Origin of the sequence: Gelidibacter sp. (assembly GCF_035577925.1) — a bacterium.
Lineage (GTDB): Bacteria > Bacteroidota > Bacteroidia > Flavobacteriales > Flavobacteriaceae > Gelidibacter.
In genome coordinates, this window is sequence record NZ_DATJCY010000153.1 from 1 (window position 1) to 13,493 (window position 13,493).

The 13,493-nt window shown below is 35.8% G+C and carries 15 protein-coding genes and 2 pseudogenes; 9 read left to right on the forward strand and 8 right to left on the reverse strand.

The window, feature by feature from the left end; translation table 11 throughout:
* The 5 genes and pseudogenes from VNJ50_RS05330 to VNJ50_RS05350 all read right to left on the reverse strand — a co-directional run.
* Positions 1 to 205, reverse strand: a pseudogene (locus VNJ50_RS05330) (hypothetical protein); the annotation flags it as partial.
* Positions 206 to 221: 16 nt separating this feature from the next.
* Entirely contained in the window at positions 222 to 659 is a 438-nt protein-coding gene (locus VNJ50_RS05335) for a TPM domain-containing protein (RefSeq protein WP_325579760.1), read from the reverse strand.
* Between the two features lie 66 nt (positions 660 to 725).
* Positions 726 to 1,325 carry a LemA family protein gene (locus VNJ50_RS05340; RefSeq protein WP_325579762.1) on the reverse strand — a complete coding sequence of 200 codons (600 nt, stop codon included), beginning with the start codon at positions 1,323 to 1,325 and terminating at the stop codon, positions 726 to 728.
* Positions 1,326 to 1,337: 12 nt separating this feature from the next.
* Complete coding sequence (locus tag VNJ50_RS05345) at positions 1,338 to 1,667, reverse strand: MerR family transcriptional regulator (protein WP_325579763.1); 330 nt, start codon at positions 1,665 to 1,667, stop codon at positions 1,338 to 1,340.
* A 1-nt stretch (position 1,668) separates the two neighbouring features.
* Complete coding sequence (locus VNJ50_RS05350) at positions 1,669 to 2,640, reverse strand: M23 family metallopeptidase (RefSeq protein ID WP_325579764.1); 972 nt, start codon at positions 2,638 to 2,640, stop codon at positions 1,669 to 1,671.
* A 219-nt stretch (positions 2,641 to 2,859) separates the two neighbouring features.
* Between VNJ50_RS05350 and alaS the strand changes: the two genes are divergently transcribed.
* The 3 genes from alaS to VNJ50_RS05365 all read left to right on the forward strand — a co-directional run bounded on the left by alaS (position 2,860) and on the right by VNJ50_RS05365 (position 7,241).
* Positions 2,860 to 5,523, forward strand: a complete 2,664-nt coding sequence (gene alaS / locus VNJ50_RS05355) for an alanine--tRNA ligase (RefSeq protein WP_325579765.1) — start codon at positions 2,860 to 2,862, stop codon at positions 5,521 to 5,523.
* A 330-nt stretch (positions 5,524 to 5,853) separates the two neighbouring features.
* Complete coding sequence (locus VNJ50_RS05360; protein WP_325579767.1) at positions 5,854 to 6,231, forward strand: GxxExxY protein; 378 nt, start codon at positions 5,854 to 5,856, stop codon at positions 6,229 to 6,231.
* Positions 6,232 to 6,284: 53 nt separating this feature from the next.
* Positions 6,285 to 7,241 (forward strand): GSCFA domain-containing protein, encoded by a 957-nt coding sequence (locus tag VNJ50_RS05365; protein ID WP_325579769.1) that lies wholly within the window; start codon positions 6,285 to 6,287, stop codon positions 7,239 to 7,241.
* 11 nt (positions 7,242 to 7,252) lie between these two features.
* Here the strand turns inward: VNJ50_RS05365 and coaD are convergent, their stop codons facing one another.
* Positions 7,253 to 7,708: a pantetheine-phosphate adenylyltransferase gene (gene coaD, locus VNJ50_RS05370; protein WP_325579771.1), complete on the reverse strand. Its 456-nt coding sequence runs from the start codon at positions 7,706 to 7,708 to the stop codon at positions 7,253 to 7,255.
* Positions 7,709 to 7,800: 92 nt separating this feature from the next.
* Positions 7,801 to 8,778, reverse strand: coding sequence for a D-alanine--D-alanine ligase (locus tag VNJ50_RS05375; protein ID WP_325579773.1), 978 nt, complete (start codon positions 8,776 to 8,778; stop codon positions 7,801 to 7,803).
* 208 nt (positions 8,779 to 8,986) lie between these two features.
* Here VNJ50_RS05375 and VNJ50_RS05380 point away from each other — a divergent pair, with 208 nt between their 5' ends.
* The 4 genes from VNJ50_RS05380 (at position 8,987) to yaaA (ending at position 12,265) form a co-directional block, all read left to right on the forward strand.
* Positions 8,987 to 9,559 (forward strand): PASTA domain-containing protein, encoded by a 573-nt coding sequence (locus VNJ50_RS05380; RefSeq protein WP_325579775.1) that lies wholly within the window; start codon positions 8,987 to 8,989, stop codon positions 9,557 to 9,559.
* Positions 9,556 to 10,611, forward strand: coding sequence for an RluA family pseudouridine synthase (locus tag VNJ50_RS05385; protein ID WP_325579777.1), 1,056 nt, complete (start codon positions 9,556 to 9,558; stop codon positions 10,609 to 10,611). The genes VNJ50_RS05380 and VNJ50_RS05385 overlap by 4 nt, the downstream gene beginning before the upstream one ends.
* Before the next feature lie 214 nt (positions 10,612 to 10,825).
* On the forward strand, positions 10,826 to 11,365 hold the full coding sequence (locus VNJ50_RS05390; RefSeq protein WP_325579779.1) for a hypothetical protein: 540 nt from the start codon (positions 10,826 to 10,828) through the stop codon (positions 11,363 to 11,365).
* A 141-nt stretch (positions 11,366 to 11,506) separates the two neighbouring features.
* Complete coding sequence (gene yaaA / locus VNJ50_RS05395) at positions 11,507 to 12,265, forward strand: peroxide stress protein YaaA (RefSeq protein WP_325579780.1); 759 nt, start codon at positions 11,507 to 11,509, stop codon at positions 12,263 to 12,265.
* A 60-nt stretch (positions 12,266 to 12,325) separates the two neighbouring features.
* Here yaaA and VNJ50_RS05400 read toward each other — a convergent pair whose 3' ends face one another.
* Positions 12,326 to 12,457, reverse strand: a complete 132-nt coding sequence (locus VNJ50_RS05400; RefSeq protein ID WP_325579781.1) for a 30S ribosomal protein THX — start codon at positions 12,455 to 12,457, stop codon at positions 12,326 to 12,328.
* A gap of 95 nt (positions 12,458 to 12,552) precedes the next feature.
* Here VNJ50_RS05400 and VNJ50_RS05405 point away from each other — a divergent pair, with 95 nt between their 5' ends.
* Positions 12,553 to 13,293, forward strand: coding sequence for a hypothetical protein (locus VNJ50_RS05405; protein WP_325579783.1), 741 nt, complete (start codon positions 12,553 to 12,555; stop codon positions 13,291 to 13,293).
* Positions 13,294 to 13,493, forward strand: a pseudogene (locus VNJ50_RS05410) (uracil-DNA glycosylase family protein); the annotation flags it as partial. It lies immediately after the preceding gene.

Genomic DNA, 13,493 nt, shown 5'->3' on the forward strand with positions numbered 1-13,493 from the left:
AAGTGCTTTTCTCACTTTCAGATAATAAAGAAGTGTATTGGTAAACACTGGTTTGGTCGGTGAGTTTTTTAGGCTTATCGGGAATATTAAACTGAGAAAATCCAAGCTGAATGCTGCATAAAATCAACAGTGTGCTAAAAAGAAAGCGTTGATAAACGCTCCCTTTGTAATTAGTGTTAGTTTGACTGTTGATTTTTGATTGCATAGTGCTCATTTGATTTTTATCCTATGGAAATATCATCAGGAATTTCATTTTTATCGCCCGATTCCCAAGGGAAATAAGTTTCCAATTGTTTACCTGCTTTTAAGATACCATCTACCAATCCTTGTTTGAAATGGCCTCTTTTAAAATGGCCTTGCATCACATTTTTGGTGCTTTCCCAAAAATCATCGGCAACGACACTATTAATGCCTTCGTCACCAAAAATAACAAAGGTTTTGTCCTCCACGGCTACATAAATTAATACGCCATTTTGGAGTTTTGTATTGTCCATTTTTAGGAGATGAAAAACTTCTAAAGCCCGTTCATACACATCTTTTTTAGAAGATTTTTCGAGATGCACACGTATTTCGCCCGAAGTGTTTTTTTCTGCCGTTCTGATGGCTGTAATCACTTGTTGTTCTTCTTCAGCGGTGAGAAAATCTTCTGTTTTAGACATTTTTTTGATAATTGGATGCTTTAATTTTATGAATTATTGTCAATAGCAATTGACCGTCGGTTTTAATTATTTAAAATCAAAATCGACATCCGGAGCTTTTTCCGAACCAGCATCTGATTTATAATAATCTAAACCGTCAAAATTGAAAAGACCTGCCAACAAGCTGTTTGGGAAAACCTTGATGTGTTTGTTATAAGGTTCTACGGCTTGGTTAAAACGATCTCGTGCTACGTTAATTCTGTTTTCAGTACCTTCAAGCTGCGATTGTAATTCCAAAAAATTCTGATTAGCCTTAAGTTCAGGATAGCGCTCTACCGAAACCAATAATCGTGATAGCGCTCCACTCAAACCATTTTGGGCTTCCTGAAATTGGGCCATAGTTTCTGGTGTCAGGTTGGTCGGATCGATAGTGGTTGACGTGGCTTTGGCCCTTGCTTCAATAACTTCTGTTAAGGTCGAACGTTCAAAATCGGCGGCACCTTGTACGGTTTTTACAAGATTACCAATAAGGTCATTACGACGTTGGTAGCTGCTTTCTACATCACCCCAACTTCTGGTTGCCGTTTCTTTAAGTTCAACTGCTGTATTGTTAAAGTTTTTCCCCCATGAATAGAGTCCAAATGCGATTACTGCGATAATAATTACGGGAACGAGCCATTTTTTCATAATATGTTGGTTTTAGAGTTGCGATTTAATTTTTAAAAGTTGTGCTTTGATATCTTCTAATTTATCGATGATTTCAAATTGGCTAAGCGCTTGTTGTTTATTTTCCTTTAGATGTGTTTTTGCACCTTCAAGTGTAAAACCGCGCTCTTTAACCAAATGATAGATAAATTTAAGGTTTTTTATGTCTTCTTGCGAAAATTTCCGATTGCCTTTTGCATTTTTTTTTGGTTTAAGGATATCAAATTCTGTTTCCCAAAATCTAATTAAAGAGGTGTTGACCTTGAATGCTTTCGCTACTTCGCCAATGCCATAATATCTTTTTTCGGGTAGATCGATGTGCATATTAATCTAGGGATTGGTTTTCTAAGGATGCGCGCTCCAAGAGTATGCTATATTCTTCTGCGGACAGATGACCATAATAGAAGTTCATTGGGTTAATGCGTTCATCATCTTTAAAAACCTCATAATGGATGTGAGGTGCTTGTGAACGTCCGGTGCTGCCCACAAAACCAATGAGGTCGCCACGCTTTACTTTTTGGTTGACACGCACATTATACTTGTACAAATGGCCATAAAGCGAGACGTAGCCATAACCATGATCAATTCTTATATGATTGCCATAACCTGAAGAGGCGTTGTCTGCTCGGGTAACAACACCATCACCAGTAGCATAAACCGGGGTGCCTTGTGGCGCGGTAAAGTCCATGCCATAATGGAATTTTTTGGCTTTCGTAAAAGGGTCGGTACGGTAGCCATATCCTGAGGCCATTCGGGTAAGGTCTTCATTGCTAATAGGTTGAATTGCAGGAATTGAAGATAGGAATTTTTCTTTATCGGCCGCTAAAACGGCTATTTCATCTAAGGATTTGGATTGCACAACAATTTGTTTTTGCAAAATATCCATGCGTTTATTGGTTTCAATAATGATTTTTGAATTATCAAAACCTTCCAGATTTTTATAACGATTCACACCTCCAAAACCAGCTTTGCGCTGTTCTTCAGGAATGGGATTGGCTTCAAAATAAAGTCGGTAAATGGAATTATCACGTTCTTCAATATTGGCGAGTACTGCTTGGGCCTCGTCCATTTTCTTGTTGAGCAATTGATATTGCAGTTCCATGTGTTGGAGTTCTCTTGCCAAAGCACGCTCTTTTGGAGATTGAACAAACTGACTTGCCAAAAAGACAAACAGGAAAGCAAACAATGCCGATGCTAAAATAAATATGGAAGCATATTTTAAAGTGTTTCTTTTTCGTTTCTCTATTTTCTTATAAGAGAGACTTTCAGCATCGTAATAATATTTAACCTTACTCATTTCCTAATTTATACTATTTTTGCAGAATTAATGCAAACCATAAGGGTCATTTGACATTAAGCAAACGAACAAACCTACAAAATATTTTAATTGTAAATTTAGTAAAACTAAACCATTCTCAATTAATGTAGGTTAGTGATATGCAAACTTTAAAATAATTTTATGAAAAGTCTGTCATATTGCTAAAAATATAATAAAATAAGACATCAATTTATACCAATGAAATCTCAAGACATTCGTTCCCAATTTTTAAATTTTTTCAAAGAAAAGCAACATGCCATTGTACCATCAGCACCTATGGTTTTGAAGGACGATCCTACGTTAATGTTTGTCAATTCGGGGATGGCACCTTTTAAAGAATATTTTTTAGGAAATGCACAACCTAAACATCATCGTATAGCTGATACGCAAAAATGCTTACGGGTTTCTGGCAAGCACAACGATTTGGAAGAGGTAGGTTTTGACACATACCACCATACCTTATTTGAAATGTTGGGCAACTGGAGTTTTGGCGATTACTTCAAAAAAGAAGCCATTGCTTGGGCTTGGGAACTTTTGACCGAAGTTTACGGCATAGATAAAAACATCTTGTATGTTACCGTTTTTGAAGGTAGTGAAGAAGATAATTTACCAATGGATCAAGAAGCTTATGATTTGTGGAAATCCTTTATTTCTGAAGATCGCATCTTGATGGGTAATAAAAAGGATAATTTTTGGGAAATGGGCGATCAAGGTCCGTGTGGTCCCTGTAGTGAAATCCATGTGGATATCCGTTCAGCAGAAGAAAAAGCAGCGGTTGATGGTAAAACCTTGGTCAATATGGATCATCCGCAAGTAGTTGAAATCTGGAACTTGGTTTTTATGCAATACAATCGTAAAGCGAATGGATCCTTAGAGCCGCTACCTCAAAAACATATCGATACCGGAATGGGTTTTGAGCGTTTGTGCATGGTTTTGCAAGGGGTTCAATCCAATTATGATACCGATGTTTTTACGCCAATTATTCGCGAAATTGAAACCATTACCGATAAGACGTATGGTAAAGAGGAAATGGTTGATGTTTCCATTCGCGTAATTTCTGATCACGTTCGTGCCGTTTCGTTTTCGATTGCCGATGGACAATTGCCGAGCAATACTGGTGCTGGCTACGTGATCCGTCGTATTTTAAGACGTGCCATTCGTTATAGTTTTACGTTTTTAGATCAGAAAGAACCTTTTATTTACAGATTGGTTGATGTGCTCAGCAAGAAAATGGGCGATGCTTTTCCAGAATTGAAATCACAAAAACAGTTGATTGAAAACGTTATAAAAGAAGAAGAACAATCTTTTTTAAGAACCATTTCATCAGGAATTTCAAATCTTGAAGCGATTATTAAAAACACCAACGGCCGAATTAAAGCTGAAGCTATCTTGGATGAAGAAGAATTAAAAAAGCTGAAAGTTATTTCTGGAAGAGATGCTTTCGAGCTGTTCGATTCTAACGGATTCCCATTGGATTTAACACAGCTAATAGCTAAGGAAAACGGATTTAATGTAGATGTCGATGGATTTAATGTCGAAATGCAAAAACAAAAAGAACGTTCTCGTGCCGCCAGTGAAATGACCACCGAAGATTGGGTGGTTTTAATTGAAGATGATGTTCAGGAATTTATAGGCTATGATTTTTTGGAAACCAATGTGAAAATTACACGCTACCGAAAAGTGGTTTCTAAAAAAGATGGTGAAATGTACCAATTGGTATTTAACCTAACGCCATTTTATGCCGAAGGAGGTGGACAGGTTGGTGATAAAGGCTATTTAAAAGATAGCAACGGTGATATTATTTATATTTTGGATACCAAAAAAGAAAACAATGTGGTTATCCATTTTACAAAATCTCTACCAAACGACTTGAGAGGTACTTTTAATGCACAAGTTGATGAAAAACAACGTCGTCGTACCGAATCCAATCATACGGCAACGCACTTGCTACATCAAGCATTGCGCGAAGTTTTGGGCACGCACGTTGAACAAAAAGGAAGTGCCGTGCATTCTAAATATTTGCGTTTTGACTTTTCTCATTTTGCAAAAATGACACCTGAGGAATTAACCGATGTCGAAAACTTTGTCAATGCTCGTATTGATGGCAAATTGCCACTTCAAGAACAACGTAATATTCCAATGGAATTAGCTATTAATGAGGGTGCGATGGCACTTTTTGGTGAAAAATATGGTGATACGGTGCGAACAGTCCGTTATGGCAAATCCTTCGAGTTATGTGGTGGAACCCATGTGAAAAACACGAGTGATATCTGGTATTTTAAAATCATTTCGGAAGGTGCTGTGGCTTCGGGTATTCGGCGTATTGAGGCCATTACCAATGATGCCGTGAAAGATTATTACCAAGAACATAACCGTGCGTTTTTTGAAATAAAAGGCCTTTTAAACAATGCTCAAGAACCAATTAAGGCCATTAAAAATTTGCAGATCGAGAATGTCGAACTGAAAAAGCAAATCGAACATTTATTAAAAGATAAAGCCAAGAACTTAAAAGCTGACCTTAAAAATGAACTTGCGGAAATTAATGGCGTTCAGTTTTTAGCTAAAAAAGTGGATTTGGATGCTGCGGGAATTAAAGATTTATCTTTTGAGTTGGGACAACAATATGACAATCTGTTTTTATTGTTTGCTGCCGAAACTGATGGAAAAGCTTTATTGTCTTGTTATATTTCTAAAGAACTGGTAGAAAGCAAAGGATTTAATGCTGGCACAATCGTTCGTGAATTAGGGAAACACATCCAAGGTGGTGGTGGTGGCCAACCATTTTTCGCGACGGCAGGCGGTAAAAATCCTGAAGGGATTGATAAGGCGTTGAAAGCTGCGGAAGAGTATTTGAGGGCTTAGGGATTTATTGAATATATTGCACGCAGAGTCGCGAAGTCGCAGAGGGGTGATTTTATTTTTTAAGACCAGCTAACGTCCTTGCGAACAAAAAGAATCAATGCTCTCGCAAGGATTTGGAGAAATCTAATGCTTATGCGGAGCCGCGAAGTCGCGGAGAAATAATTTAGTTTTCTAAGATTAACGCCTTGCTTAGCGTTTTTGCGCCTCTGCGAGAAAAATAAATCAATTACTATAAAAGCAGAATTATAGACGATAGCTATAACACTACTAGAATTGTTCATAATCTTTATTAACTTTACACTTAGTGCTTCAGTAAATAAATAGAATATTATGACTGAAAATGAGATTTCTGGTATTATTGTAGATGCTTGTTATCACATTCATGTTGATTTGGGACCTGGATTGTTGGAATCAGTTTATGAGGAAATTTTGTGTTTTGAATTAAAGACAAAAGGACTGTATTTTGAAAGACAAAAACCACTTCCGGTTTTTTGGAAAGATATCAAACTTGACTTAGGTTATAGAACAGATTTAATTGTAGAAAGAAAAGTTGTTGTAGAGATAAAATCAGTTGAAGAAATCCATCCTGTTCATCCAAAACAAGTATTGACCTATTTAAAACTTAGTGGTTTGAAATTGGGATTGTTGATCAATTTTAATAGCCCATTAATAAAGTCAGGAATCACAAGAATAGTTAATAAGCTTTAGGAACTTTAGCTTTGCGCCTTTGCGCCTTCGCGAGAATACTTGACGATAAAAGTATGAAACTACAAACCAGCATCCCACTTAAAAAGCAGACCAAAAACTTGATAGACTACCAATCGAAAGTATTTCTGTTAGGCTCATGTTTTGTTGAAAATATCGGTGATAAGTTATCATATTTTAAATTTCAGAGTCATCAAAATCCGTTTGGTGTTTTATTTCACCCAAAAGCTATTGAAACACTTGTTGAAAGAGCAATTAAAGAAGATGAATATACTGAAGATGATGTGTTTTTCAATAACGAACAATGGCATTGTTTTGATGCGCATTCGCAACTGAGCAATACTAGTAAAAACACTTTGCTTACCGTTTTAAATAACCAATTGGTGGTTACTAAACAACAGATTAAAGAAGCTTCGCATATTGTCATTACCTTGGGAACGGCTTGGGTTTATAAACATTGCGAATCCAATGCGGTCGTTGCCAATTGTCATAAAGTATCACAAAGTTATTTTACCAAAGAATTACTCTCCGTGAATGAAATTACAGATGTACTTCGTAATTTAAGACATAAAATAAAAGACCTTAATCCAACCGTTTCTGTGATTTTTACGGTATCGCCAATTCGTCATATCAAAGATGGTTTTATTGAAAACACACAAAGTAAAGCGCATTTAATTACGGCAATACATGATTTTATTATGAAGTTTTCACATCAAGATTGCTATTATTTTCCATCGTATGAAATCATGATGGATGAGCTTCGGGATTATCGGTTTTATGCAGAAGATATGATTCATCCTAATACGACCGCCATCAATTATATTTGGGAGAAATTTCAATTGGTCTGGCTGTCTGAAAATGTATTGCCTGTTATGGAAGAAGTAGATGCTATTCAGAAAGGAATGGCTCACAAAGTATTCAATCCGAATTCTGAAACGCACATAAATTTCATAAGGAAGCTAGAACTCAAAAAAGAAGCACTTCAAAAGAAATTCCAACATATCTCATTTTAGGAAGCTTCAATTTATTCTACCCGAACACTTTCAGGTACCAAAACTGTATAATCGCCATTATTTCTAATAACATCTCTAACTATCGACGACGAAATATAAGACGTGCTTGCAGCTGTTAATAAAAACACCGTTTCAATTTTTGAGAGTTTTCGGTTAGTATGTGCTATAGCTTTTTCAAATTCAAAATCTGCCGGATTGCGCAAACCTCTTAAAATAAACTGAGCATCAATCTCTTTGCAAAAATCGATGGTCAGTCCTTTATAAGTCATCACTTTTACTTTAGGTTCATCTTTAAAAGTGTCTTCAATAAATTTCAGACGTTGTTCTAAAGAAAACATGTATTTTTTATCGGCATTGATGCCAATCGCAACAACTACCTCATCAAACACTTTTAAACCGCGTTTGATAATGTCTTGATGTCCTAAAGTTATGGGATCGAAAGATCCTGGGAATAGTGCGCGTTTCATAATATTTCCTGCCAATCCCGATAGCTATCGGGAAGGAATCTCATTTTTAAATTACAATCAAATATACAATTCTTCTTCAAAAAGGTTTAGGGTTAAATCTTCAAGCATTCTTCAATGGCATTGCCAAATAGATCTACCAAGCTAATTCCGGCTACTGCCGCTTGTTGTGGTAAAATGCTTGCGGCCGTCATTCCGGGAACAGTGTTAACTTCCAATAAATGTGGTTCGCCATCTTTAAAGATAAATTCACTGCGGCTAAACCCTTTCATTTTCAATACTTCATATACTTTTTTGGCAACGGTATTTACTTTTTCTTCTTGTTCGTCCGTCAATCTTGCCGGCGTTATTTCTTGAGATTGCCCTAAATATTTTGCCTGATAGTCAAAAAAATCATTTTCACTTACAATTTCGGTAATCGGAAGCACAGTCACTTTGCCTTTATAAGTGATCACGCCAACAGATACTTCAATCCCATCAAGAAAAGATTCGATGATAATTTCGTCATCTTCCTTAAATGCCACTTCCAAAGCTTTTTTGAACTCTTCTTTTTTATAGACTTTGCTAATGCCAAAACTACTTCCGGCTTTGTTGGCTTTTACAAAACAAGGTAAGCCTACTTTGGCAATAATGGCATCTTCATCAATGGCATCACCTAGATTTACATAATAGGATTCGGCAGTTTTTATACCATAAGGTTTTAAAGCACTTAAACAATCGCGTTTATTAAACGTCAATGCAGCTTGGTACATATTGCAACTGGTTTGCGGAATGCCGAGCAACTCCAAATAGCCTTGCATAAAACCATCTTCTCCTGGTGTGCCATGTATAGCGTTGAATACACAATCAAAATTAGTTTTAACACCGTCAACAGTTATTGAAAAATCGTTTTTATCAACAGGATGTTCACCGTTGTTGGCATCTACATATACCCATTTGTCCTTAAATATATGAATACGAAAAGCGTTATATTTAGTAGGATCAAGTGTTTCATAAACTACTTGTCCGCTTTTGAGGGAAATCTTGAATTCGCTCGAAAATCCTCCCATGATAATGGCAATGTTTTTTTTCATGTTTATTTCCCGTGATAGCGGGAATCTTATTAATTAAAGTTCAGTTTTTAATCTTCCGGATACATTATATCGAAATTATAATATTTAACGTGCTTATCTGTTTTATACTTATAATTCTTAGTGTATCTTGATAAACAAAAATATCATATTAAAAGCAAAAGAAAAAGAAGTTGTATTTATATATCTTTGTCACTTATAATAAACTTTCATGAGCCTTATAAAATTTTTATCGAGTAAAGTGTTTTTCAAACAACTTATTCTTGCGGTTATAGTATTGATCGTATTGTGTTTTTTAATTTTAAAATGGTTGGACTATCGCACCAATCATGGGAGTTTTGTAACGGTTCCTGATTTGTCCGGAAAATCGGTTGCAACGGCTGAAATCGAATTAAAGGATATCGACTTAACTATGGAAATTCAGGATTCAGCCAATTATAATCCCAAATATCCCAAATACTCGGTTATTGAACAATATCCATTGGCAGGAAGTCAAGTTAAAGAAGATCGTAAAATATATTTAATATTAAATCCATCGGGTTATCGCAAGGTTGAAGTGCCAATTGTGGTTGGCCGAACATTCCGTCAGGCAAAACCAACGTTGGAAGCAATTGGCTTTGAAGTGGGAAATATCTCTTATATTGATGATATAGGAAAAGATGAAGTACAATCCATTTCATTTGAAGGCCATGAAATTAAAGCAGGCGATTTATTGCCAATGACTTCAAAAATAGATATGGTTTTAGGAAATGGCAACCGAGTTTTAGAAGACGAAGAAGAATGATGGATTATGCACCAGATCTTGAAGAAGATAACGATGATGAGTTGTATGAGCATTATGCGTTTACAGCCGTAAAAGGTCAAACGCCGTTGCGGATTGACAAATATCTTATGAATTTTATTGAAAACGCAACGCGTAATAAAATTCAGGCAGCCGCCAAAAATGGAAGTATTTATGTTAATGATATTGCCGTAAAATCCAATTATAAAGTTAAGCCATTTGATAAAATACGTGTGCTTTTTGAGCATCCACCTTATGAATATTTATTGGCACCAGAAGATATTCCATTGAACATTGTTTATGAAGATGATGATTTATTGGTGGTCAATAAAGAAGCCGGAATGGTAGTCCATCCGGGTCATGGTAATTATTCCGGAACATTGATTAATGCTTTGATTTACCACTTTGACAATCTGCCCAACAATTCGAGCAATAGGCCAGGTTTGGTGCATCGTATTGATAAAGATACCAGTGGATTGTTGGTAGTTGCCAAAACCGAAACGGCGATGGCGCATTTGTCCAAACAGTTTTTTGATAAAACCAGCGAGCGCGAATATATTGCGCTTGTATGGGGAAATATTGAAGAAAACGAAGGCACAATTGAAGGCCATATTGGCCGTCATCCCAAAAACAGATTACAGAATACCGTGTTTTTGGACGATGATGAAGACAAAGGAAAGCCGGCCGTAACCCATTATAAAGTTATTGAACGCCTGGGTTATGTCACTTTGGTTTCATGCAAATTAGAAACTGGTCGTACTCACCAAATCCGTGTGCACATGAAACATATTGGGCACACACTTTTTAACGATGCCCGCTATGGCGGCGATAAAATATTAAAAGGCACGACTTTTTCCAAATACAAACAGTTTGTTGAAAATTGCTTTAAAATTTTACCGCGTCAGGCACTCCATGCCAAAACTTTAGGGTTTGAGCATCCTACAACGGGTCAATTAATGAGTTTCGATTCCGAAATACCACAAGATATGCAGGATTGTATTGCCAAGTGGCAGCATTATGCCAAGCATCAGGATATCGATATGGACTTGGAATAATCTGATTTGGTTTTCTTTCTTTTAATGGTTTTTCAAAAATAAGATTATCAATTATTTTAAGATTTATCTGATGATTTACACAATGATTTAGCTTAAATTTTTGGAAAAAGGATGGTTTTTGTGTTTTTGTATGATAAATATTTGTTGGAGTTTGACCCAACCAAGTAGGTAAATTCGCATCTACGTAATCAATAACCTATAAAAACGTAAAATTATGAAACACAAAATTTACCTTATTGCATTTTTGATGATCGGTGTATTTGCGACGTCCTGTTCTTCAGATGATGACTTAGACCATCAAAATGACTTTAAGAAAAGTCAAAAAGCTTGGTCAGAATTCAAGGAAGTATCCGAAAACTCCTATACATACAAAGTTGTTGCCAGTTCGTGGACCGGTGTTTCTTGGGAAACCAATATTGCCGTAGTGCGAGGAAAGGTAGTTCAACGACATTTTAAATATACTTCTACAGAAGGAATGTCAGACATTCCGCAAGAAGCGTTGGAGTGGACCGAAAATGAGGCGGAGATAGGAACGCATAAAAATCAAGGTGCTGAAGCCTTAACACTTGATGAAATTTATAATAAAGCAGAAACTGAATGGTTGATCAAAAGAAAAAACGGCAAAGCTTATTTTGAATCAAAAAATAACGGTTTGATTTCATCATGTGGCTATGTGGTAAATGGATGTATGGATGATTGCTTTGTTGGCATTCGGATTGAAAGTATAGGAGTCTTGAAAGACTATTGTTGCTAAATAGATCATGATTTTGGATCTATTCATGAGGGCGATTGCTGTTTTGTAAATCTTAAAACATATGGAATTTGATTTGTAACTTTGCAAATCAAAATTGTATAAATTTTAATTAAACGAATCCCCGCTTTTCCGGAATTATCTATGAAACTCGTCATCTCACCCGCAAAATCATTGGATTTTGAAACAGCATTACCAACAGATTTAACTACGCAACCTCAGTTTTTAAAACAGTCGGAACATCTCAATAAAGTCCTTAAAAAGAAATCTGCAAAAGCCTTATCAGAGTTGATGAAGATTTCTAAGGATTTGGGTCAGCTTAATTATGAACGCAATCAAGATTGGCAGTTGCCATTTACAAGTGCCAATGCACGCCCCGCTATTTATGCCTTTAACGGCGATGTTTATAGAGGATTGGATGCTTATACAATTCCCGAAACCAACATAGAATCGTTACAAAATACCGTAAGGATTCTTTCAGGTTTGTATGGTGTTTTGAAACCTTTGGATTTGATGCAACCTTACCGTTTGGAAATGGGCACCAAATTGAATATTGGTAAAAATAAAAACCTATACGAGTTTTGGAAAACCGATATTACAAAAGCTTTGAATGCCGAATTAAACGATAATGAACTGTTTCTTAATCTGGCAAGTGTCGAATATTTTAAGGCTATCGATACCAAAGCACTTAAAGTTCCTGTGGTAAATGTAGATTTTAAAGAGTTGAAAAACGGAACCTACAAAACTATTGGTATTTACGCCAAATTGGCTCGCGGATTAATGACACGTTATATCATTGATAATAACGCCACAACTTTAGATCATATCAAGGCTTTTGATATTGAAAATTATAGATTTCATGAGCAACTATCTGAAGAAAATAATTTGGTGTTTACACGATAAAAAAATGTCCTGTTTTCGATGGATTTTGAAAACAGGACATTTTTTATAAATCAAATCAACCTAAGGTTTTGACTTTTTGTCCACACTGATTTTTTCAAGTGTATTGGTCTTTTTTTTAATCCGAAGACGTTTTACGCCATACGAACCGCGTTGAATTTTACCTCGTCTTGTTTTTTTATCACCTTTTCCCATGTTTTTTGTAATGTTTAAAGTTAAAATGAATCAAATCTTAAGATACTCAATTTATACTAAATCAAACCATTATCTTTGTACTTTAATTTAGTAGCATGTATTTATATTTAATTATAGCGTTTCAAGGTTTTTGTATTTATCACCTATTTAAAAACAGGAAATCTTTTTACTGGATTTTTGCAATTCTTTTTTTGCCGTTTATCGGTTGTGTAACCTATTTGGTGACCCAAGTTTTTTATAAACGCAACTCCGAACAAGTTTCCGGTAATCTGGCCACCGTTATCGAACCTTCAAAAAAGAATGTGTCGTTGGGCAAAATTAAACGTTTGGAAGATCAACTCGATTTTGCAGATACTTATCTTAATAGGATTAATCTGGCAGAAGCTTATTTAGAGGCACATCATTATGCCAAAGCTATTGAGCATTATCAAATAGCCCTAAACGATCAAACCCAAAATGATTTTTATGTGAAGGCCAATTTGATAGAATCTTATTACCATTTGAAAGATTTTGATCAAGTTTTGGCATACAGCAGCGGATTGCAAGATCATAAAGAATACGAGAAGTCAAAGATTCCATTTTTTTATGGAATGGCATTGGCCGAAAATGGCAAAACGGAAGAGGCGATAGCACAATTTGAAATTTTGGATAAACCGTATTCCAATTATAATGAGCGTTTGGCATTTGCCAATTTTTTAGTGCGTTTGGAGCGTAATAAGGATGCCAAAGCATTGGTAGATGAACTTTCTGTAGAAATGCAAAATATGACCGCAACCAACAAACAGATTTTTAAAGCAACCATTCAGGATGTTGAAAAACTGAAAAAAAGTCTGTAATTGTTTCTTCATAAACATCCATATCCGCCATTTATTCAGGAAGATACTACCAAGCTGATTGTTGGCACATTGCCACCGCCACGTTTTTCGGTAGGGGAGTTGTTGGAAAAGGATGTCGATTTTTGTTATGGTAGTTATTTCAATTCACTTTGGTTGTTTATTGATAAAATCTACGATCTCCATTTGCGATTTGACAATTC

Bases quoted from the DNA above. Each gene is read 5' to 3' on its own strand.
- VNJ50_RS05335 (WP_325579760.1), bottom strand. From the start codon at position 659: ATGTCTAAAACAGAAGATTTTCTCACCGCTGAAGAAGAACAACAAGTG.
- VNJ50_RS05340 (WP_325579762.1), bottom strand. From the start codon at position 1,325: ATGAAAAAATGGCTCGTTCCCGTAATTATTATCGCAGTAATCGCATTT.
- VNJ50_RS05345 (WP_325579763.1), bottom strand. From the start codon at position 1,667: ATGCACATCGATCTACCCGAAAAAAGATATTATGGCATTGGCGAAGTA.
- VNJ50_RS05350 (WP_325579764.1), bottom strand. From the start codon at position 2,640: ATGAGTAAGGTTAAATATTATTACGATGCTGAAAGTCTCTCTTATAAG.
- alaS (WP_325579765.1), top strand. From the start codon at position 2,860: ATGAAATCTCAAGACATTCGTTCCCAATTTTTAAATTTTTTCAAAGAA.
- VNJ50_RS05360 (WP_325579767.1), top strand. From the start codon at position 5,854: ATGACTGAAAATGAGATTTCTGGTATTATTGTAGATGCTTGTTATCAC.
- VNJ50_RS05365 (WP_325579769.1), top strand. From the start codon at position 6,285: ATGAAACTACAAACCAGCATCCCACTTAAAAAGCAGACCAAAAACTTG.
- coaD (WP_325579771.1), bottom strand. From the start codon at position 7,708: ATGAAACGCGCACTATTCCCAGGATCTTTCGATCCCATAACTTTAGGA.
- VNJ50_RS05375 (WP_325579773.1), bottom strand. From the start codon at position 8,778: ATGAAAAAAAACATTGCCATTATCATGGGAGGATTTTCGAGCGAATTC.
- VNJ50_RS05380 (WP_325579775.1), top strand. From the start codon at position 8,987: ATGAGCCTTATAAAATTTTTATCGAGTAAAGTGTTTTTCAAACAACTT.
- VNJ50_RS05385 (WP_325579777.1), top strand. From the start codon at position 9,556: ATGATGGATTATGCACCAGATCTTGAAGAAGATAACGATGATGAGTTG.
- VNJ50_RS05390 (WP_325579779.1), top strand. From the start codon at position 10,826: ATGAAACACAAAATTTACCTTATTGCATTTTTGATGATCGGTGTATTT.
- yaaA (WP_325579780.1), top strand. From the start codon at position 11,507: ATGAAACTCGTCATCTCACCCGCAAAATCATTGGATTTTGAAACAGCA.
- VNJ50_RS05400 (WP_325579781.1), bottom strand. From the start codon at position 12,457: ATGGGAAAAGGTGATAAAAAAACAAGACGAGGTAAAATTCAACGCGGT.
- VNJ50_RS05405 (WP_325579783.1), top strand. From the start codon at position 12,553: ATGTATTTATATTTAATTATAGCGTTTCAAGGTTTTTGTATTTATCAC.